Origin of the sequence: Moorena sp. SIO3A2 (genome assembly GCF_010672265.1) — a bacterium.
GTDB lineage: Bacteria > Cyanobacteriota > Cyanobacteriia > Cyanobacteriales > Coleofasciculaceae > Moorena > Moorena producens.
Genome location: NZ_JAAHHC010000008.1, coordinates 88,885 through 107,716, shown reverse-complemented (window position 1 = coordinate 107,716; position 18,832 = coordinate 88,885). Strand labels below are relative to the sequence as shown.

Below are 18,832 nucleotides of genomic sequence, written 5' to 3'. Positions count from 1 at the left end.
GCTGAAACTAATAACCGCGCTGGATATGCCCGTTAACCATCCCCAGCGCGGCTTTCCTCCCAACGAAGTAGGAGCTACTTCCATGATGGCATCAAAAAATCACGATTATCTATCCTGCCGTGGAATGGGCATCTTGCCCGTTCTTTCGACTTTTGGTAGCGGACCCGGTAAGTACCATGGGCATGTTGTTGTGGCACGGGCATGTTGTTGTGGCACGGGCATGTTGTTGTGGCACGGGCATCTTGCCCGTGACAATTATTTTCGGGCGGGCTGTGCCAAGCAGGCGCAAAGAGGCGGAAAATCAGGGCAAGCCTTGTGGTGGTGCGTTACGGGGCTACTGGCTACGAAGTTGAATATGATGGCAAGGCGCGCCCCTAACACACCCTACTTTTTGACCTTGCGGTATCTAATCCTTAATGGGATGGCCTTTCGGCCACGCTACGCGAACGCAAACTGCTGAAACCTAACCAGATTTGATGTATTATTTCCCCTATTACAAATTGAAGTACCTGTGGGTGGACTAACATAAAACTCACCTTAAACCCACCAGACTCAAACCCCCAGGGTCAACAACCTTCAACCTGTAACCTTCAACCTTCAACCTTCAACCTGTAACCTTCAACCTGTAACCTTGGCCAAAGGCCACGCTACGCGAACAACCCACCTGACAAGGAACCCCAAGAGGGAACAACCTTAAAAAAAAAATGGATAAATTCATCTAAGATTCATAGAAATATAATCTGTTTTTGAATAAAATTCAGGAATATTGAAAGAATAGTCATAGTCTAGATCGGGACTATTATAATGTCTTGATTTTTGGGATGCTTATTTTTAATTAAGCAACGAAAAATTATTCAGTTTTGTCAAAGGTATTGTAGGATGTAGTTTGGGATAAAACCCTAAACTACCAATGCTTTTTTTGATCTGTTAGTGCTTGTTGAATTGTAGCAACACGACTACCTCACTATGACCCAATTGAATTATTGGTTGAAATCCTTAGGAATGCTAACTGTAGCTGTGCTCACTACGGTAACTCCTATTACGTCTAAAAAAGCTAGCGCTAGAACAGTTGCGGACTTAAGGCAACAGGAAAAATCTCTGGAAATTTCTGTCCTTCCTCCAGACACAGATCCAGATTCCATTAAAATCCCTGTTCCCCCTCCCGAAAGCAACAAGAATGGCATTTGTCCGGAGTTTCTGCCACCAGTGATTGACTCGATTATCGATCATCCTTCTTTTGCCAGAGGTAAATGGGGGATTTTGGTTGAATCGTTATCGGAAGAGAAGATTTTTTACAGCCACAATGCTAATCAATACTTTATCCCTGCTTCTAACATCAAACTATTAACTACAGCGGCAGCATTAAACAAGCTTCATCCCAATACTCCGATTCGCTCTAAGTCAATGGAAGAATGGGTAAAGATAACGAATCTAAAAAGCCACAATAGCTATGCTGATACCTTATTGCGCTATATTGGCGGGTCGGAAGTAGTGCAGGATGCTTTGGCGGAATTGGGAGTTGACCCTAATAGTTATCGACTGGTAGATGGGTCTGGCTTATCCCGGAAAAATTTAGCGACTCCAGAGGTATTTGTAACCACTCTCAAAGGGATGAGTGATGCCAATAATAACGAAGTTTTCCTAGCCTCTTTACCGGTTGCAGGAGTGAGCGGTACCCTCAAAAATCGGTTGCGTCATCCCTCTACACAAACCAAAGTTCAGGCCAAAACCGGCACCCTCAGAGGAGTGAAAGCTCTGTCTGGATATCTAGAACATCCCGATTACGGAACTATTGTGTTTAGCATCATGGTTAATCAACCATCCCAGTCAGGCAAAGTCTTAGAAAAAGGAATTGATCAGATTGTTCTGCGATTGACTCAGCTGATGCCTTGTAGTTGATAGAGAGTGTGGGGCGGGGGCGCGGGGAGATGGGGAGATGGGGAGATGGGGAGATGGGGAGATGGGGAGATTTTTATTAAGGGTAATTATCCGACTCCTGAGTGTCTAATCCTTCAAACTAGTCTTCCCCCGATTCCCGATTACCGATTCCCGATTCCCGATTCCCTGCAACAATCCGATCAAAATACCAATTCAATACCGGAGCGAGCAAACTATGAAACCGGCCTAGTAATCTCATCTCGAATCCTGGCATGATCCCAAACTGCTTTTTCTCAATACCTCGTACAATCTGATTCGCTACAGCAGTTGCACTCCACATCTGGGCACTGCCAGTAATCATCTTAGTTTCCAGGGGCTTAGTTTTATTTTCTGCTTCCAGTTGTGGGGTATCGGTATCGGGAGGATAGACAATAGAAACATGAATGCCTTGGGGCTTTAACTCACCCCGTAAGGATTCCGTTAAACCCCGCAGGGCAAATTTACTGGGACTGTAAGGGGTATAGCCATAAATACCAATCAGTCCAGCACCGGAAGATAGCAGTACAATATGACCCTTGTGTTGCTTTACCATGCTGGGTAGTACTGCTTTAATTGCATAGAGGGAACCAAAATAGTTAACTGCCATGGTTTGTTCAAATACCTCTATGGGCAGCTCTTGGAAGTAACCGGGATGAGCAATACCAGCGCTAGTGATTAATAGGTCAGCCGGACCGATTTGGTCGATTGCTTGCTCAATGGCTGTTTCTACCTGTATCTGCTGGGAAACATCAGCAGAAATAGTTATAATTTTTGCTTGCGGATCTGTTCCCATCCCTTCAATCTCGACTTTAGCCTGCTCTAGCTTAGCTGTATCCCTAGCAATCAAGGTCAGATTAGCTCCCTTCTGGGCTAATAATTTGGCAGTGGCTTTGCCAATCCCACTGGAACCCCCTGTGATAATAGCGTGCTGTTGATTGAAGGTCATGGTTGAGTCTATTCCGAAGGAGCCTTAATTTTTAAGGGAACAGGGAATAGGGAACAGGGAATAGGGAACAGGGAGTCGGGAATCGGGAGTCGGGTCGCACCTGTAGAATGGGCATCAGGCGTGGAACTGGCATCTTGTGTAGAACTGGCATCTTGCCAGTTTCCTCCTTATTTTGGGGCGGGCAGGATGCCCACTCTACTCCTATTCATTCCAAGACTGACGCAACGTTTTGCGATCGCACTCTTATCTAGCAGTTGTGATCGTCATCAGGTACACCAATTTTTGCCCTGTTCCCAGATCCGCTGTTCCCTAAAGAATGAATTATGCGATCGCGGATTCGCTTACCGCCACTTCCTCATTCTTAGCCGGTAAAGGTGCTGGTTTATTAGTCATAAATTCAGCCAGCTGAGCCTCAATTTGGTCACGGACAATTTGGCGATATTCCAGGAAGTGTTCTGCGTAGGCACAAAGTACAAAGAAAGAGCCGACCACTTTCGGTTTCTGCTGAATCAGCTTAAACAGACTCTTCCAGAACGTCCAGCGGGTCTTACGGACAACCCCTTGTCGCCAGCATATGGTTAGTAGCGCCCGGATAGTTATCCAATCGATCGGACGAGATACACCATGCCTTGGTAGACCCAGCTTCATCAAGTAGTTGTAGATGCGGTTTAAAAATCGCTCTGGGTCATACAGTCTCCAAAACGCCTCCACATATTCACGAGCAATTTCTTCCACAGGCCGAGTTGGCACAAAATTGAGCAAAGTCGTTTGGTTAATATTAGCCCCACCATCGATAAGTCGTCCTTCTTTCTCAAGGCGATGCCACAGAGCAGTATTAGGCAATGCCTGCAACATACTAAAAAAAGCAATAGGAATCGACGTTTTCTCAATAAACTGGACAATGCGATCGCCTGCGCCAGGTTTTTCCCCATCAAAGCCCATGATAAACCCAGCCATCACCCTGATACCTGCCTGGGTAATTGCATCCACCGATTCACTCAGAGAATCCCGAGTATTTTGCAACTTTTTAGTCAGGGTAAGGCTGTCTTCATCAGGAGTTTCAATGCCCAAAAAGACCGCTTTAAAATTACAATCGACCATCAGGTCGATCAGTTCTTGGTCTTGAGCCAAATCCACGGAAGCTTCTGTGATGAAGTTAAAAGGATACTCGTGTTCAGCCATCCAGACTTTCATGGCTTTCAGCAGAATCTTGACATTGCGCTTATTGCCAATAAAGTTGTCATCGACTAGAAAAATCCCCCCTTGGAAATTCAGTTCTAAGAGGCGTTCTAGTTCAGCTAACAACTGCTCGGGAGTTTTGGTGCGGGGTTTGCGACCGTAGAGGACAATAATATCGCAGAATTCGCACTGAAATGGACAGCCCCGAGAGAACTGGATTGCCATAGTGTCATAGGCTTCGAGGTCGAGAAGATCAAAACGGGGGATTGGGCTCTCCGTCACATCCGGCTTCTCACCATTGGCACGAAACACCCCTTGACTCTCGCCCCGTTCAATCGCTGAGACAAACATCGGTAGGGTAATTTCCCCTTCATCCAAAATCAAGTAATCTGCCCCAGCCCCTTCAGGTTCGTGGGGTGAGGTGGTCGGGTAAGGACCACCAACGGCTACCTTTTTCCCACGGCGCTTAGCTTCCTGAATTTGCTCAAGAAAATCCTTTTTCTGGACGATCATACCTGAGATAATCACTATCTCAGCCCAATCCCATTCTGCCTCCGTTACCTCACATACATTGCGGTCAACCAGTTTAAAGGACCATGTCTGAGGTAATATCGCCGCTACTGTCACCAAACCTAGGGGTGGCACCAGTGCCTTGCGATTCACCAACTCAATGGTTTTCTCCATTGACCAGAAACTTTTCGGAAACAGAGGATATAGCAGTAAAACTCGCATAAGTGGCACCTGAAACGATAGTTAGGTTTTCCGGAATTGATTTATCAGAATGTATCAATTGATCACAGCTGGCTTAACTTAACCAGAGTTGGAAAGATGTCGTTGGCGGATTGCCTGTCAGCCACTAACTATTAGGTTAGGTAAATATTAGGTAGGTAACGGGGTGGGAGACTTTTCCCGAGTTAGTTAGTTGCTAAGGCTTGCTAATATATATAGTCTGATCCCCCAGTTAATTCCCACTCAATTCGCCAACGGGATTTTTAATCTGTAAGTTGCCAGTTTTCCCTTAGATTTACCTGTCAGTAGTTATACTTAGCAGCGGCCTAAACTGAGCTTTCGGCCTCTTCTCCCCCCGGTGTTTTGGGGAAGCTCTTCCCCCCCTTGTTAAGGCTCTTCCCCCCCCTTGTTAAGGGGGGATGGGGGGGATCATCAATTAGCTCAAGTTATGACCGTATCCAGTATTGCTACTATTTGATAGTTAATCTAAGGGTGATTTCTGGGTACTATCGTCCTGCTGAAGCTTTGCTACTTCTTGAGCCAGGGTGTTCACCGTAAAGCGAATTTGCTCCTCCGTATGGTTACAGGTGATAAAGAAGCGCAGGCGGGCAGCATTTTGTGGCACCGACGGGTAGAACATAAACGGGACATTGATACCACGTTTAAACAGATTCTGAGAGAGTTGCACCGACTTCAACGCATCCCCCACAATAATTGGAATCACCGGAGAATCTTTACTCGTCCCTGTGTTGAGTCCCTGTTTCTGGGCTAATTCCAGGAAAAGTTTAGCTCGCTGGTGCAACAGCGCAACTCGCTCTGGTTCTTCTTTCAGTAGCCTTATGGAAGCCAGCACCGAGGCGGCATTAGGAGGAGCTATGCCAACACTATAGACAAACCCCGGGGAGGTATACTTGAGGTATTCTACCACAGCAGCGCAACCAGCAATATAGCCACCGCAGCTAGCGAAGGACTTGCTGAGGGTACCCATCCACAAATCTACATCAGCGGGATCAACCCCACAGAACTCACCAACCCCTCGACCGTGTTTGCCCAGTACCCCGATGGAGTGAGCTTCATCTACCATCAGGAAAGCTTTGTGGCGTTTCTTGACTGCAATGAACTGGGGCAAGTCGGGAATGTCGCCATCAGTACTGTAAACCCCTTCGATCACAATCAGTACCCGTTGATAGTGGTGACGACGCTCCTGGAGTATTTTATCCAATGCCTGACAGTCATTATGAGGAAATGCAATAATGCTCGCTCCCGACAGGATGCATCCCTGTAGAATACTGTTATGGCTCAGAGAATCATGTAAGATTAGGTCGTTTTTTCCAAATAGGTGACTAATAGTAGTTACGTTAGTAGCATGCCCGCCCACATAGACGATACTATCCTCAGTACCAATAAAGTCAGCAATTTCTTTCTCCAGCTCCCGATGTAACGGTTTTTCCCCTGACAACAGACGGCTAGCACAGGCGGAGGTACCATAATGATCTATGGCATCCTTTGCTGCTTGAGAGATAACTGGGTCACCGCACATTCCAAGATAATTATAAGTGGCATAATTAATCAATTCCCGACCACCAATCTGTGTGGTGTTGTTGACCACCCGTTCTTGGGGAGTAAAGAAGGGATTGTTGACCCCCAGCGCTTTAATTTCCTCCTGTTGCAATTGCAGTTTGCGGTATTCTGGATATAGGTGGAAATGGTGGTATTCCGGTGGGATATCTTGATTGTCTAGCTTTTCTACATCTTGATTTGGAATTAGACCGTTTTTGGCCGATATATGACCATTCGTTTCCCGTATTGACCTCCCTGACGAGGTTTCTAGGTGAGCTTGTGAGTTTCCTGTTGGTTGTTTAGCAACGTATTCGGCCAAATACTCAGCCAATGCCTCAATATTGTTGTGATCCCATAAAAGCGTTGGGGAAAGCCGATGTCCGAGGAAATTCTCCAGCTCTCCGGATAAGTTAACAGCTTCAATAGAATTTAAACCATAATCGGTAAAATCCCGATGAATATCGATTTCTTGGACATCCAGCTCAAGTACTTCTGCTAGCTTGGACACTAACCAAGTGGCAATGCTTGATGCTCCTTGAGATAATTTTGGGGAACTGACGGTAGATTTCTGATCACTGGTAACTAAAGTAGCCGGTGAGCTTTCTTTCCCGTTCCAGACCTGGTTCAACAATTCCATGTTGCACTCCTTCACCACACTAAAAGATTAAATCACCCAACTCCAGTTACTGGCACTGGGTGATCGTCTGGCCTTACCCCTCCATGACTTTTCGATCATTGAGCCTAGTTGTGAACCTTCAATCTCAGCTAATAATGTTCTAAACAGAGATTATGCCTTTATTTCGGTCTAGTTGCCACTCTTGAAGCCAATGAATTGCTATTTTCGGGGTTGACTTGATGGTTATTTTGCCATGAACTACTAAAACTTGTGAAAAATTCTATCAATCAAGTCAAGTCTACCCTCTTGCGCCGATAGCGTTTGACAGGTAAGCTATTTGGCATCGAAAAATCTGTTTCGTAAGATGCAGATTTGATTGATTGGGTCTGGTAACCTCTAGGCTTGGTATGAGGGGAAACTACCCAGGGATAATCCGCGATCGCATAATGGCAAACCATAAACCTAAATACTCCAACTTAGTCGATCTCGTGGTCGATAGAGCACTAAACCAACCTAACCAAATTGCTTACACTTTCCTAGCAGACGGGGAAACAGAATCTGGCCTGTTGACCTACCAACAGTTAGATCAACAGGCCAGAGCCATTGCTGCTCAGCTACAGTCTCTAGTTGCCGCTGGCTCCCGTGCCTTATTAGTCTACCCCTATACCGCTGGTTTAGAGTTCATTGCCGCTTTCTTTGGGTGTCTGTATGCCTCAGTTGTAGCAGTGACCGCTAATCCCCCCCGGTCGAAACAGGCTATTGCCCAATTACAGCAGCGGGTCATTTCTTCCCAAGCCACAGTAGCGCTTACTACCACGGACTTATGGAAAAGAATCCAGCAGCAGTGTAGCTCGAATCCAGAATTAGCTCCAACCTTAACTGAACTGTCCTGGATAGAAACCAACGAAATTTCCCCGTCTCTAGCATCAGACTGGATTGAAACCGAGCGCCCAGATCACGATAGCTTAGCCTTTCTACAGTACACCTCAGGCTCCACCGGTAAGCCAAAAGGGGTAATGGTGACCCATGGCAATATCCTGCACAATTCAGCGTCGATCTATCAGTCCTTCGAGCATACCCTCAACAGTCAAGCGATAATCTGGTTACCCTTGTTTCATGATATGGGGTTGATTGGTGGTGTGATCCAGCCGATCTATGGGAGATTTCCGGTTATACTGATGTCACCAGTAGCCTTGATTCAAAAACCAGTTCGCTGGCTCCAAGCCATTTCCCGCTATAAAGCCAGAGCCACTACCAGTGGTGGTCCGAATTTTGCCTATGACCTATTATGTCGTCAGGTAACTCCCGAACAGATTGAAACTCTAGACCTCAGCAGTTGGGAGGTAGCCTTTTCCGGTGCTGAACCGGTTCGAGCCGAAACCCTAGAACGGTTTGCCAATATCTTCGCCCCTTGTGGGTTTAGACCAGAAGCATTTTACCCTTGCTACGGTATGGCTGAAACCACATTATTTATTTCCGGGGGATTGAAAGCTAACTCTGCTGTGATTAAGTATGTCGAGCAAGGTGCCCTAGGAGAGAATCGAGTGATAACTGCTACTAAAGACCAACAGCAAACACAAGGGATTGTCAGCTGTGGTCAGCCTTGGTTGGATGATCAGTTGGTAATTGTTGACCCGGAAACCCTAATAGAGTGTCCAGAGAATAAAGTTGGCGAAATTTGGGTATCTGGTTTAGGTGTGGGCAAGGGCTATTGGAATCAACCAGAGGAAACAGAACGCACATTCGGTGCCTATATAAAAGACACTGGCACTGGACCATTTCTGCGCACCGGAGACTTAGGATTCCTAAAAGATGGGGAACTCTTTATCACCGGTCGCCTCAAAGAATTGATGATCCTCTGGGGCAACAACCGCTATCCCCAGCATATTGAAGCCACTGTTGAGAAGAGTCATCCAGCCCTGCGACCCAACGCTAGTGCAGCGTTTTCCGTAGATTTAGAAGGGGAAGAACGATTAGTTATTGCTCAAGAGATAAAGCGGAGTTACCTGAGACACTTAGTGGTTGATGAAGTAGTGGCAGCCATTCGTCAAGCGGTAGCCCAAGAGCATATTGCCGATGTTTATGGGATTGTGCTGCTGAAAACCGGAAGTATTCCCAAAACCTCTAGTGGTAAGATTAAACGTCGGGAATGTCGGCTGCGATTTCTTGATGGCACTTTAGAAGCAGTAGGTGAATGGCGACAGAGTCAACTTCAGCAGCGTAGCATTACCGATTTGTTGAGTCAGTTGAATGTTGCTTCATCAGAATCCTAGAGTTGTTATTGGGTCAGCTATCAGCTATCAGCTATCAGCTTATGCCCGTAGCGCAATCGGTGATTTTGAATAAGCGATGCAGTGGCAGACACGGGGGTTTCCACTCACTGCTGACTACTGACTGCTGAATGCTTAAGTTATTGGAATTATTAAATGTGTTAAATATTACTAATTCCCAGTTACTAATTTCGACCATCACTAGCAATTTATAATTTTTTTTAGCAACAATTAAAAAAACTAATTAGGTATGGTAATATATTTATCTAAGCGCAGCTAAATTAATAATTAATCATGAAACGTTCTTTAGACGCTCTTAGGGAAAAAGCGAGGAATTTCCTGATATATAGTATTGGTACACCACTTATATACAAGTTGGAAACGTTAATTACTAATTCTTCATTAATTGGTAATTCAACATTCTTTGATCCTGATAAATTTAATTGGGTGGAAGAGTTAGAATCCCAATGGATGACGATTCGCCAAGAGCTAGACCAAGTATTGAAATATAGAGATAGTCTACCCAACTTCCAGGATATTTCTCCAGACCAAGGTCAGTACGTCAGCACGGATAATCGGTGGAAAACCTATGGCTTTTATGGCTATGGAATCAAAGTTAAACAAAATTGTGAAAAATGTCCAGAAACTACTCGTATTATCGAAAAAATTCCTGGTATGAAAACGGCATTTTTTTCAATCCTATTACCAGGTAAACATATCCCTGAACACAGGGGACCTTATAAAGGGGTAATCAGATGTCTTCTAGGATTACGTGTTCCTGAACCGAAGGAAAATTGTCGGATTCGTGTTGGTAACGACATTCGCTATTGGGAAGAAGGAAAAACGATGATATTTGATGATAGCTTCCCCCATGAGGTATGGAATGAAACCGATGGGATGCGGGTGGTTTTATTTCTAGATATTGTCAGGCCGCTCCGTTTTCCTGTTTCATGGATTAATCAATTATTTATTAAAGTAATTGCTTGGTCACCCTACGTTCAAGATGCTATGGCTAATCAGAAGAAATGGGAAGAACGTTTAGATAAGGTGTTTGCTCGACAATGAATCAATAGGGAACAGAGCGAGTGTGGGGCGAGGGGGGAGAGGTAACTATTTCAATACATTGTGTGTGTCTCAACAACAAACCCTTGAGGATGCCCAAAGGTGGCTTGAGTATGACCCCGATGTGATTATCCTGAATGCAGGACAAATCGAAACTGAGGTAGGGGATGGAGGAGTGCCACTGGTTGAGATAGTAGAATCGATGAACCGTGTTAACTACAGTTGGCCAGCATTGGTAGCCCTCGAAGCAGCCAAGCTAAAGCGCGAGCGACCCCTCGATGTGGTTGCTATTGGTTCGATTGCAGATGGTAGCCCTTCTTGTTTTGGTCCAGTCTATCATTCTGGTAAAATCGCTTTGCACTATTAATGGTCAGGTGTTGGACCAATAGTTTACCACGCCAGCAATCATCAAATCCTCATGAGGCTTTACCGTCCTGGTGTGATCAGCGGTCCCTTGGCTTGGGCACCAGTGAACCGTCTCAATGAAAAAGGTTATAAAATCCGAGCTAACCGAGTCAATTATGCTCCTCCTGCTGAAAAAGTAGCTAATACAATCGCCAGCTGGATTGAGAAAAACCAAGAATGGGTAGGAACTTATGATGAGCCTTTTAGCTTTAAAATATTCAAATGTTTGGATGGCCTCGGGGCAGCAAATTCGTATAACTAGGAAATAGGGAATTGCGGGAATAGTTTGGGGAGGGTGGGGGTAACCATTAAGCTATCAGCTATCAGCTATCAGCTATCAGCTATCAGCGGTCAGTGTAAAGTGCGTAGTGTGAATAATTGGTGGATTATTTCATAATATAGTACTATTTTTTAGGTTCAATTTATGTTCAAAATTCCCGGAAAATGAATTATTATTAATCGAAGCTACTGAATTATGAATCCTCAATATCAGGATATTTGGTGATGTCGGAATCAAGCTAAAGTAATGTTTGGCAATGTGTAAGCTATCAGCTAATGCGCTACAGATGGTGCTACTTGAGGTGCTATCAGCTAATGCGCTACAGATGGTGCTACTTGAGGTGCTATCAGCAAAAGACGAAGGCCAAAAGCTCACGGCTGACGGCTGACAGCTGACGGCTGAATGCTTACAAAGTAATAAGTTTTTTTGTGTAAGTTTTTAAGTGCAGGGGTAAAAGGTGTCACAAACTATTCTCCAAGCAGCCACGTTAGTGGATATCCTGCGCTACAGAGCAGTTAACCAGCCAGATGCGATCGCATATACCTTTTTGGTGGATGGAGAAACTGAACAGGTCAGTCTGACTTACCAACAGTTGGAGCAACAAGCCCAAGCGATCGCGTTCCACCTGCAATCAATATATTCCCCAGGAGAAACTGCGCTACTACTGTATCCTCCTGGTCTAGACTATATTTGTGCATTTTTCGGGTGTTTGTACGCTGGGGTTGTAGCTGTGCCCGCTTATCCTCCTAGACCCAACCGCTCCCTTGTCCGTGTTCAGGGAATTGTCAAAGATTCCCTGGCAAGGGTAGCCCTAACTACCCAAGCAATCCTGTCTAATTTAGAGCGACGGTTTACTGAGGCTCCAGAACTGAAGACACTGCACTGGCTAGCCACAGAAAACATTAACGGCAACTTAGCTCAATCATGGCAGCAACCAGCTATAGATGGTAGCACCCTAGCTTTTCTCCAATACACCTCTGGTTCAACCGCTGCACCGAAGGGAGTGATGATTAGCCACAGCAATCTAGTCCATAATTCAGCTGCTATCTATAAGTATTTTGGGCACACCGACCACAGCAGTGGGGTGATTTGGTTGCCGATGTACCATGACATGGGTCTGATTGGTGGTATACTCCAACCTCTATACGGCGGTTTTCCAGCTACTCTGATGTCCCCCTTGATGTTTTTGCAAAGTCCGATTCGGTGGTTAAAAGTGATTTCCCACTATCGAGCCACCAGCAGTGGAGGACCAAACTTGGCTTACGACTTATGCGTACGCAAAATCAAGCCAGAACAACTAACAAACTTGGATTTGAGTAGTTGGGACCTGGCCTTTAACGGAGCTGAGCCAATTAACTTCGCCATCTTGGAGCGGTTTGCAACTAAATTTGAGTCCTGTGGCTTCCGCCGAGAAGCATTCTACCCTTGCTATGGCATGGCTGAAGCCACCTTAATGGTTTCTGGTGGTGTCAAAAGTGCCCCAATTGTCTTAAGAACAGTTGAGGGGGCAGCACTGGAGCAAAATCACGTTGTGCCAGCTAGTGTTGAGCAAGAAGGTACCCTTACCCTCGTAGGCTGTGGTCAAAGTCTGCCAGACCAGCAGATTGTAATTGTCCATCCTGAAACCTTGACCCGATGTGACCCAGGACAAGTGGGAGAAATCTGGGTATCAGGACCAAGCATTGCCCAAGGTTACTGGAATCAACCGGCAACAACCGAACGAAACTTTCGCGTAACTCTAGCATCGATGGGGGAAAAGCCATTTCTACGCACCGGTGACTTGGGATTCATGCTCGACGGTGAATTATTTATTACTGGTCGTCTCAAGGATCTGATCATTATCAATGGTCGTAACCACTATCCCCAAGATATTGAATGGACCGTAGAAAACACCCACTCCTTGCTCAGACCTACGTGTTCGGCAGCATTTTCCGTGAATATTGCTGGTGAGGAACAGTTAGTGGTGATTGCTGAGGTAGAACGTAGCTATTGGAAATCTACTCGGCTAGCTGCTTCTGACCCTGGCAATGGAGCGAAAGACCATGCCCTTGATAGCAAGGAGTTAATCCGGTTAATCCGACGAGCAGTATTACAACATCACGATTTGCCGGTTCATACTGCTCTGTTGCTCAAACCAGGTACTATTCCCAAGACATCTAGTGGTAAGATTCAGCGTCATGCCTGTCGCCAGAGTTTTATGGCGGGAACTCTGGCTGTTATAAATGATAGGGATTAGGCTATTGGCTTGAGCCATTAACCATTAAGATAACACCATTAAGATAACACCTTGCCCTCACCCTCAAAACTTCCTGAACAGACTCCTTACGTGGAAGTAAAGGTTAACAAATGTTTATGTTACCTGTTTCCTTCAAACCCCAGATGAGAGTTATGTCCTAAACTATACTTTACTTGATAGAATTTAATAGTTTTGTAACAATTTCGGATAGAATAAGGCATTAGTGGCCTTAGTTGGTAGTTGCAGTACATAGCTTATGTCGGAGAATTCCTGGTCAGAAAAAGCGCCAAGCCAAGAGCTGAAGCAACTTGGCTCTATGCTGTCTAACTTGTCAGAGGAAGAGTTTGAAACTAGCTTATTTTTCCAGGGACTAGAAGGACGCCGACGCAAAGCAGCTTTAGTGTTAACCATAGTGTGGTGCATAACCATAGCACTGCATTTGGTGTCTTGGGGGATCTGGGTGAGCTTGAGCTTAACAACAATATTAGGAATTCATGCCCTACGGTGCTTGCTGGCTCGACCGTTAAAAACCCCTCAACCCTGTTTAGATGAGGAAAAAGACGATTTTCCCTTTGTGTCTCTGCTAGTAGCAGCAAAAAATGAAGAAACTGTCATCAGTAATTTAGTTAAGTCTCTGTGTCAATTAGATTACCCCAAAAATCAGTATGAACTGTGGGTAATTGACGATTACAGTACTGACCAAACACCAGAAATCTTAGATAAGTTAGCAGCAACATACGACCAGTTGAAGGTACTGCACCGGAGTGCTAATGCCGGGGGCGGCAAATCAGGGGCACTCAATCAGGTACTGGGTTTAACTAAAGGGGAGATTGTAGCAGTATTTGATGCAGATGCTAAAGTTCCCAAAGATATGCTACGGCGGGTTTTGCCCTTATTTACTAACCCGCGAGTGGGAGCAGTGCAGGTCAGAAAAGCGATCGCAAATGCACCACTGAATTTCTGGACACGAGGGCAAATGGCAGAAATGGCTCTCGACAGCTATTTCCAACAGCAACGTATTGCAGTTGGTGGGATTGGTGAATTGCGGGGCAATGGTCAGTTTGTCCGACGTTCCGCACTACAGCGTTGCGGTGCCTGGAATGAAGAAACCATCACCGACGACTTAGATTTAACCATTCGCCTACACCTCGATCAGTGGGATATTGGCTTTCTCAATTTTCCGCCAGTAGAAGAAGAAGGAGTTACCAGTGCGATCGCACTCTGGCATCAACGGAACCGTTGGGCAGAAGGAGGGTACCAGCGCTATTTAGATTACTGGCGTTTAATTGTAAGTAACCGCCTAGGTTTGCGGAAAACTCTAGATTTATTTACCTACTTGATCATCCAGTACTTTTTGCCCACTGCTGCTGTACCAGACTGTTTGATGGCTATTGCCCGTAACCGTCTACCTATTTTTAGCCCCATTACTGGCCTAACTGTCACCCTATCAGTGATTGGCATGTTTGTCGGGCTGCGCCGCACCAATCAAAATCGAAGATTACGTGTTTCTAACCTATTGGTTAGTTTCTTGCAGACCTTGAGGGGAAATCTTTATCTATTGCACTGGATGCTGGTGATGGCTGCTACTACCGCTCGGATGTCTGTGCGTCCTAAACGCTTGAAATGGGTCAAAACAGTCCATAGAGGTGGGAATGAAGAATGAAGAATGAAGAATGAAGAATTATTAATTTCTAAAATGGTGAATTCCCAATTCCGAATTCCCAATTCCCAATTCTTAATTCTCAATTCTTAATTCTTACTTCCCAATTCCCAATTCCCAATTCCCAATTCCCAATTCCCAATTCCCAATTCCCAATTCCCAATTCTTAATTCTCAATTCTTAATTCTTAATTCCCAATTCTTAATTCTTAATTCTCAATTCTCAATTAATTCCTGATAAAAATTCAACAGCTGTTTAGCTAGCGCCTTATTGGTATACTGCTCCATTGCCCGTACATAACCCAAATATCCTAATTTCTCAGCCAACTCTGGTTGCTTGATTAGCTGCTGTAAACAATGTCGTAACTCCGACTCATTCTTTTCAGGAAACACCAACCCAGCATCCCCAATCACATAGGGAATTTCTCCAGAATCGGAACCAATTACTGGTACTTTAGATGCCATCGCCTCAATTAGCACATGACCAAATTGTTCCTTCCAACCTACACTAGTTAAGGTTTTAAACTTATAATTAGTCTCTGATGGTAGCACCAGAGTATTCATCACATTAATATAACGAGGTACCTCGTCATGGGGAACACTCTCAATCCAAATCAGTTGGTCTTTAATTCCCCACTCTGCCGCCTTTTCCATCAATATCGGCTTGAGGGGACCACGCCCTAGCAGCAGCCACTTCCACTGCATCCCAGATAACCCAGCTAGGGCTTGACCCAAAGTCAGTAATCCCTTCTCCTCTACAAACCGTCCCACAAATCCCACCACAAAATCATTGGGTTGAATTCCCAACTGCTGTTTTAACTCTGGCTGAGGTTGGGGAAGAAACAGGCTTTCATCTACCCCCAATTGGGGCATTACTTTAGCTGCTCCGTTATAACCATGTTGTCGCAGGATTTCTACCCCATCCTGATTCCCACAAATCAGTCCATCGGTATGGCCCAGGTTATACCCTTCCAACACAGACACTGGAAATTTTACCTGGTAGGGCAGGTTCCACCAAGTAAAAAATAGGTTTTTTGCCTTTAGTCCCAATAGCTTATTCAGGGTAATAAATTGAGCATAACCTAATGCTTTAGCTCCCTGTTCCACTTGAATAATATTGGGGCGAAACTGTTTCAATAAAGAGATAATATCTAGCCCAAATGTCAGCAGCCCCTGATTATTTTCACTAAAGTTAGACACTGGTACCACCCGAAATGAACCTTCCTCACGGGGTTGGGTTTCAATGATGCGATTTTGAACACCACCAGGACGCCAGCGCCGGGGAACCACCACAGTTACCTCAATGTTAGGTTCTAAGTGAGCGAGTGTTCGTAACTTCTCGCAGTTAAGGTCAACAATATAGGAGTGGCTAGCAACTAAGATTTTCATGGGTAATTTTTTGACAGTTAATGGTGGCAGGTTACAGGTGGCAGGTTGCAGGTTGTTCGCGTAGCGTGGCCGAAAGGCCAAGGTTACAGGTTGCAGGTTGCAGGTTGGAGGTTGTTCGCGTAGCGTGGCCGAAAGGCCAAGGTTGCAGGTTGAAGGTTTAAGGTTGTTCGCGTAGCGTGGCCGAAAGGCCAAGGTTGCAGGTTGCAGGTTGAAGGTGGCAGGTTGTTCGCCCTTGGCGTTCCGATAGTATCAATCAGCTTGGTTCATGTAATATTAATCACAATGGTGCGAGATCTCAGTTAAACTTAGCTCTTGCACCAGTACCAAACTACTTAATACTAGTAAACCTGGAATGGTAACCGTGGAAAATCAATGATAATTTTTATTTATTTGTTGGCTTCAAATCTACTTGAAATTTTGTTTATTACAACACCATTAACGTTGAATTATTCTGACTCCTGACTACTAAATCCTAAATTTTAGAGCTTTTAATTAAAGGGGCTAATTAAAGGGGCAAGAGCTGATTAGGTTTATTTACTGGTAGGTTAAAGATTTAAACGCTGGCTTTAACTGGCAACCTTAAACCAACTAACCTTAAACCAACTAACCTTCAACCAACTAACCTTCAACCAACTAACCTTCAACCAACTAACCTTCAACCAACTAACCTTCAACCAAAATAACCTTCAACCAACTAACCTTCAACCAAAATAACCTTCAACCAACTAACCTTCAACCAACTAACCTTCAACCGTCTCGCCGTCTAGCCGAGTATAAATTTGACCATCATCCCAGATAGATTTGATGCGTGTACCGAGTGCTTTTAAAAAGCCCAACATGTAGAAAACAGCGCGGCTAATAATTTTAATCGGGGAACCACTTTTATTACAAGGAGGATTCCCTAAGACGTGGCAATCAAATAGACGACCAAACAGCTGTAGCTGTTCACTAAGGGTAAGGTTTTTCATCCCCATCAGGAAATGGTTGTGATAAAAGGTCAACTGATACTCAAGCGATCGCGTAGTAATATCATGACATCCCCCAGTTTCTTCCCCTAAATGGACTAAATAAGCATCTGGGTCATACCAAATTTGATAACCAGTGCGGCGAAATCGCAAACAAAAATCCGACTCCTCACGAACCGCACTGCCCCGGAACTGTTCATCAAAGTGCAGCCCATACTTCGTAAAAATCTCCCGGCGGAAAGACATATTGCAGCCTCGGGCTGATATCACCCGTTGAGGCTTGACGGTATGGACTAAGTCTATGTAATACCATGCAATCCCAGGGTCCATGGCCTCCTTAGGCAAGTCTTCAATGGTGTAAGAGGGAGTGGGGGAATCTGCTGCTGCTCCTTTCTCCGCTAGCTTCATCCGGTCAAATACTCGTCCTGCCACTGCCCCAATCTCTGGGGATTGTTCATAGTTACGAGCGTGAGCAGTTAAATACCCCGGTGGCATCTTGATATCATCATCAATAAACACAATAATCTCCCCGGATGCCCGCCTTACCCCATAATTTCTTGCCCCAGGTAAACTTGCCCAATCAACCCGGAACCAGCGAATCTTACCAGCATTAGCCAGCTGCTCTAAATAGGATTGAATCTCTGGTTTGTGGGTTCGAGTTTGATCAACAACCAGTACTTCAAAAGCAGGGTAGTCTTGCTTGAGGACATCTTCTAGGGTATCCCGCAAAGGGTCTTCCCGTCCGTAAGTAGGGATAATTACAGAAATCATTGTCGTTGTTTTGAGTACTTTGTCCTTAAGCATTTAACTGCTGATAATGCCGACAATCGATAATAGTTTAACTAACATGCTATCCTTGGACATCCGTGGTTTTATGGAAAGTTAGACAATTCTTAAGCTAAGAGGTAAAACCAATACAGCTTTCCCATGGCTGGTGAGGTACACCTGAGTCTTAGAAGATAGGGGTTTCATTGCTGAATCTGTACCTCACGGGAGCTAGAAACGCTGTCCCAGCATAGTACAGGGAACAGTTATCCGTGGAGACCGGTTCAAAAAACCGTTTGTAGTTTGCCTTTTCCCGTTTGCTAGGGGTTAATCAATTGGTTAATCAACTAATCAGGGTTGTGAAGGTTTAATGCGTTCGCGTAGCGGTTCCGAAGGAACATCGCGTTGCCTGCCTTGACTGCTTCGTCATCTGGTTTTGGGATTTCGGCTTAGTGGTGATTATGCGTTCGCTACAGCCAACTCCTAACCTATTGCTATTTGTAGTGATATCTTGATCATATTTACTTATATTTTATAATCAGTACTTGGGCTTATTTTGTAGTTCATGTAGGGTGGGCAGTGCTTGAGACCGATGCCTTGGCTGTTCATCAGATTGCTTACCCCTACTCCCCACTCCCTACTACCTACTCCTATTAACCCAGGACGAAAGTCCCTTAAATCCATTACTCATCTGTTGCTCTGAATTATTTCTCATCAAAGTATTTTTTATAAAAACTTCATAATTGGAAATATTAACTTTATTTATTTAAAGATTTTATAAATTTGAATTCAAATAGCTAAATTAGTCCCGATTCTATATAATAATATTTTTGGGAAAGGAATCAGCCATCAAC

14 protein-coding genes are annotated in these 18,832 nt (G+C 44.8%); 9 read left to right on the top strand and 5 right to left on the bottom strand.

Annotation, left to right across the window (positions count from 1 at the left end; genetic code table 11):
- The first annotated feature begins 82 nt into the window (after nt 1-82).
- The gene (locus tag F6K64_RS12325) at nt 83-460 is read left to right on the top strand and encodes a hypothetical protein (protein ID WP_287251626.1); all 378 of its coding nucleotides are present in this window, start codon (nt 83-85) and stop codon (nt 458-460) included.
- A gap of 506 nt (nt 461-966) precedes the next feature.
- A complete protein-coding gene (gene dacB / locus F6K64_RS12320; protein WP_008185355.1) occupies nt 967-1,899 on the top strand; it encodes a D-alanyl-D-alanine carboxypeptidase/D-alanyl-D-alanine endopeptidase in 933 nt (310 codons plus the stop codon).
- A gap of 118 nt (nt 1,900-2,017) precedes the next feature.
- Here the strand turns inward: dacB and F6K64_RS12315 are convergent, their stop codons facing one another.
- The 3 genes from F6K64_RS12315 to F6K64_RS12305 all read right to left on the bottom strand — a co-directional run bounded on the left by F6K64_RS12315 (nt 2,018) and on the right by F6K64_RS12305 (nt 6,968).
- Nucleotides 2,018-2,863: an SDR family oxidoreductase gene (locus F6K64_RS12315; protein ID WP_008185353.1), complete on the bottom strand. Its 846-nt coding sequence runs from the start codon at nt 2,861-2,863 to the stop codon at nt 2,018-2,020.
- A gap of 321 nt (nt 2,864-3,184) precedes the next feature.
- Nucleotides 3,185-4,774, bottom strand: a complete 1,590-nt coding sequence (locus F6K64_RS12310; protein WP_044493448.1) for a B12-binding domain-containing radical SAM protein — start codon at nt 4,772-4,774, stop codon at nt 3,185-3,187.
- 478 nt (nt 4,775-5,252) lie between these two features.
- Nucleotides 5,253-6,968 carry an aminotransferase class I/II-fold pyridoxal phosphate-dependent enzyme gene (locus F6K64_RS12305; RefSeq protein WP_287265491.1) on the bottom strand — a complete coding sequence of 572 codons (1,716 nt, stop codon included), beginning with the start codon at nt 6,966-6,968 and terminating at the stop codon, nt 5,253-5,255.
- A 425-nt stretch (nt 6,969-7,393) separates the two neighbouring features.
- On the opposite strand from F6K64_RS12305, the gene F6K64_RS12300 reads away from it, so the two are divergent.
- The 7 genes from F6K64_RS12300 to F6K64_RS12270 all read left to right on the top strand — a co-directional run bounded on the left by F6K64_RS12300 (nt 7,394) and on the right by F6K64_RS12270 (nt 14,863).
- On the top strand, nt 7,394-9,220 hold the full coding sequence (locus F6K64_RS12300; RefSeq protein ID WP_008185347.1) for a fatty acyl-AMP ligase: 1,827 nt from the start codon (nt 7,394-7,396) through the stop codon (nt 9,218-9,220).
- 291 nt (nt 9,221-9,511) lie between these two features.
- Nucleotides 9,512-10,282 carry an aspartyl/asparaginyl beta-hydroxylase domain-containing protein gene (locus tag F6K64_RS12295; RefSeq protein ID WP_287265490.1) on the top strand — a complete coding sequence of 257 codons (771 nt, stop codon included), beginning with the start codon at nt 9,512-9,514 and terminating at the stop codon, nt 10,280-10,282.
- A 64-nt stretch (nt 10,283-10,346) separates the two neighbouring features.
- Nucleotides 10,347-10,646, top strand: a complete 300-nt coding sequence (locus F6K64_RS12290) for a hypothetical protein (RefSeq protein WP_008185343.1) — start codon at nt 10,347-10,349, stop codon at nt 10,644-10,646.
- An 87-nt stretch (nt 10,647-10,733) separates the two neighbouring features.
- Nucleotides 10,734-10,946, top strand: a complete 213-nt coding sequence (locus tag F6K64_RS12285; protein WP_287265489.1) for a hypothetical protein — start codon at nt 10,734-10,736, stop codon at nt 10,944-10,946.
- A gap of 274 nt (nt 10,947-11,220) precedes the next feature.
- Nucleotides 11,221-11,352: a hypothetical protein gene (locus F6K64_RS12280; RefSeq protein WP_008185337.1), complete on the top strand. Its 132-nt coding sequence runs from the start codon at nt 11,221-11,223 to the stop codon at nt 11,350-11,352.
- Nucleotides 11,353-11,421: 69 nt separating this feature from the next.
- On the top strand, nt 11,422-13,200 hold the full coding sequence (locus F6K64_RS12275) for a fatty acyl-AMP ligase (RefSeq protein WP_008185335.1): 1,779 nt from the start codon (nt 11,422-11,424) through the stop codon (nt 13,198-13,200).
- Nucleotides 13,201-13,456: 256 nt separating this feature from the next.
- Nucleotides 13,457-14,863, top strand: a complete 1,407-nt coding sequence (locus F6K64_RS12270; RefSeq protein WP_008185332.1) for a glycosyltransferase family 2 protein — start codon at nt 13,457-13,459, stop codon at nt 14,861-14,863.
- A gap of 212 nt (nt 14,864-15,075) precedes the next feature.
- Here the strand turns inward: F6K64_RS12270 and hpsO are convergent, their stop codons facing one another.
- Both hpsO and hpsN read right to left on the bottom strand, forming a co-directional pair.
- Nucleotides 15,076-16,248 (bottom strand): hormogonium polysaccharide biosynthesis glycosyltransferase HpsO, encoded by a 1,173-nt coding sequence (hpsO, locus tag F6K64_RS12265; protein ID WP_287265506.1) that lies wholly within the window; start codon nt 16,246-16,248, stop codon nt 15,076-15,078.
- 740 nt (nt 16,249-16,988) lie between these two features.
- On the bottom strand, nt 16,989-17,984 hold the full coding sequence (gene hpsN, locus F6K64_RS12260; protein WP_287265488.1) for a hormogonium polysaccharide biosynthesis glycosyltransferase HpsN: 996 nt from the start codon (nt 17,982-17,984) through the stop codon (nt 16,989-16,991).
- Between the last annotated feature and the right edge of the window lie 848 nt (nt 17,985-18,832).